This window comes from Clostridia bacterium (assembly GCA_019683875.1).
In the GTDB taxonomy this organism is placed as follows: domain Bacteria; phylum Bacillota; class Sulfobacillia; order RBS10-35; family Bu92; genus Bu92.
The window spans coordinates 1-2,643 of record JADGHN010000178.1 but is presented as its reverse complement, the minus strand read 5'-3'; the positions used below and the strand labels follow the sequence as shown (position 1 = coordinate 2,643).

General features: G+C 75.0%; 3 protein-coding genes. All 3 read left to right on the top strand.

Going from position 1 to position 2,643, the window contains the following annotated elements:
- Positions 1-570: AI-2E family transporter (locus IRZ18_09590; protein MBX5477358.1), on the top strand; the 570-nt coding region annotated here is incomplete at its 5' end.
- Between the two features lie 97 nt (positions 571-667).
- Complete coding sequence (locus IRZ18_09585; protein MBX5477357.1) at positions 668-1,846, top strand: 1-deoxy-D-xylulose-5-phosphate reductoisomerase; 1,179 nt, start codon at positions 668-670, stop codon at positions 1,844-1,846.
- Between the two features lie 5 nt (positions 1,847-1,851).
- The coding region (locus tag IRZ18_09580) for a site-2 protease family protein (GenBank protein MBX5477356.1) at positions 1,852-2,643 on the top strand (792 nt) is incomplete at its 3' end.

Below are 2,643 nucleotides of genomic sequence, written 5' to 3'. Positions count from 1 at the left end.
CTGTTCGGCTTGGCGTTCGCGTTCCTGGGGCTCAGCGATCCTCAAGGCCTGACGCAACTCGCGCTCGCCGCGCTGCCGCCGGCCTGGCGGGGGGTGGCGCGCGCCCTCGGCCAGCGCGTGTGGGCGTCCTTCGCGCGGCTCTTCTGGGCGTCGATCGCCCTGGCGGCGGCCACGTTCGCGTTCGTCTGGGCGGCGCTGGCGCTCGTGGGCGCTCCGTACGCCCTCCTCGCCGCGGCCGCTGCCGGCTTCTTCGACCTCCTGCCCGTTCTCGGGCCGGGGCTCGTCCTCTTGCCGTGGGCCGCGGTCGAAGCGCTGGGCGGCCACCCGGGCGCGGCGCTCGCGCTGGTGGCCATCCACGGTGCCGCCGTGGCGCTGCGCTGGATGCTTCAGAGCATGGTGCTGCAGGAGTCCCTCGGCCTGCATCCGGCCGTGGCCCTCGCCGCCCTCTACGTCGGCGCCGCGGTGCTCGGGCCCGCCGGCCTCGTGGCGGGTCCGCTCCTCGTCGTCCTGGTCCAGGCGATGAGCGAGGCGGGCGTGCTCGCCTGGCCCGGCAGGCCCCGGGGCGGCTGAGGCGGGCGCGCCCGGTCGCCCAGGCGGTGGAACGGCTTCGCGCCCGTGTGCCCCGGGGACGTCCGCCGCGGGCGAACACGGAAGGGGAGAGACGAGCCTGAAGCGATTGGCGATCGTTGGCGTGAGCGGTTCGATCGGCCGCCAGACCCTCGAGGTGGTGCGCCGCTGGCCCGACCGGCTGAGCGTCGTGGCCGCCGCCGCCCACTCCGACGACGCGTATCTGGCGGAGGTGGCCGAGTCCTTCCGGTTGGAGGCGGCGGCGCTGGCCGACGAGACCGCCGCGGAGCGCCTGCGCGCGCGGCTCGCCCGCACCGCGCCCGGGACGCGCGTGCTCGCCGGCTCCGAAGGCGTGCGGCAGGTCGCGGCGTGGCCGACGGCCGACATGACGATGTCGGCGGCATGGGGCGCGGCGGGATTGGACGCCACGCTCGCCGCGCTGGAAGCGGGCCATGACGTCGCCCTGGCGAACAAGGAGTCGCTGGTCGCCGGTGGCGAGCTCGTGCGCCGCGCAGCGCGCCGTTCGGGCGCCCGGATCCTCCCGGTGGACAGCGAGCACAGCGCCGCGCACCAGTTGCTCGCCGGCCGCGAGGGCGAGCTGCGCCGCCTCTGGATCACGGCCTCCGGGGGGCCGTTCCGCGGCTGGAAGCCCGAGGAGATGCGCAAGGCCACCCCGGAAGACGCGCTGCGTCACCCCACGTGGCGCATGGGCGCGCGGATCACCGTCGACTCGGCGACGCTGTTCAACAAGGGCCTTGAGGTGATCGAGGCGCACTGGCTCTTCGACCTCGACTACGACGACATCGCCGTCGTGGTGCACCCGCAAAGCGTCGTGCACGCCGTCCTGGAACTGCGCGACGGATCCTTCCTCGCCCACGCCGGGCCGCCCGACATGCGCCTCCCGATCCAGTACGCGCTGTCCTGCCCGGAACGCTGGGCGCCGCCCTTGCCGCCCCTGCCCCCTGACAAATGGGGTATCCTTTCTTTTGAACCGCCGGACGTCGAGGCGTTCCCCGCCCTCCGGCTCTCGTACGCGGCGGGCCGCGCCGGCGGCACGGCGCCGGCCGTCCTGAACGCAGCGAAGGAAGAGGCCGTGCTCGCCTTCCTGGACCGGCGCCTCGCGTTCACGGACATCGCGGCCTGCGTGGCGCGCGTGCTGGACGCGCACGTGCCCGTCCCCGCCGATTCGCTGGAGGCGGTTCGCGCGGCGGACGCGTGGGCACGGGAGGCGGCGCGCGCGTGGATCGCCTCGCGCAGCCGCTCTTCAGACGGGATGTGACGCCTGTGCAGTGGCTCGCTGTCGTCGTCGTCCTCGGCGGCCTCGTCTTCTTCCACGAGCTCGGCCACTTTCTCGCCGCCAAGCGCGCGGGCGTCCAGGTGGACGAGTTCGCGCTGGGCTTCGGGCCCCTCGTGTGGGGGCGCCGCTGGGGCGAGACGCTGTACAGCCTGCGGCTCCTGCCGCTCGGCGGCTTCGTGCGGATGGCCGGCATGTACCCGGAAGGGGAGCTGCCGCCCGACGAGCGCATCGCCGCCGCCGGCGCGCGTCCCGGTCCCGTAGCGCCCGGCCGCGGCTTCAACGACAAGCCGGTCGGCACGCGCATGGGCATCATCGCGGCCGGGCCGCTGATGAACGTGCTCCTCGCGATCGTTCTCTTCGTCGTGTCGTACGGCGTCCTCGGCGTGCCGCAGCCCACGCTCACGGTCGACGGCGTCGTCCAGGGCATGCCGGCGGCCGCCGCCGGGCTGCGCGCCGGAGACCGGATCGTCGAGATCGACGGGCAGCGCCTGCGCACATGGGACGACCTCCGCCGCATCGTGCAGGCGGCCCCGGGGAAGCCGCTCGCGATCACGGTCGCGCGCGACGGCGAGCGTCAGACCGTCCGTCTTGTGCCCGTCGCGGGCGATGGCGGCCGCGGCGTGATCGGCGTGTACCCGCGCTTCGAGGACCGCCGCTTCGGCCTGCTCCAGGCGGTGGCGCACGGGCTCGGCGACACCGTCGCCGTCGTCTCCGGCTGGTTCGTCGGCATCGCCGCGCTGGTCGCGGGGCACGGCGGGGGCGGCGTCATGGGGCCGGTG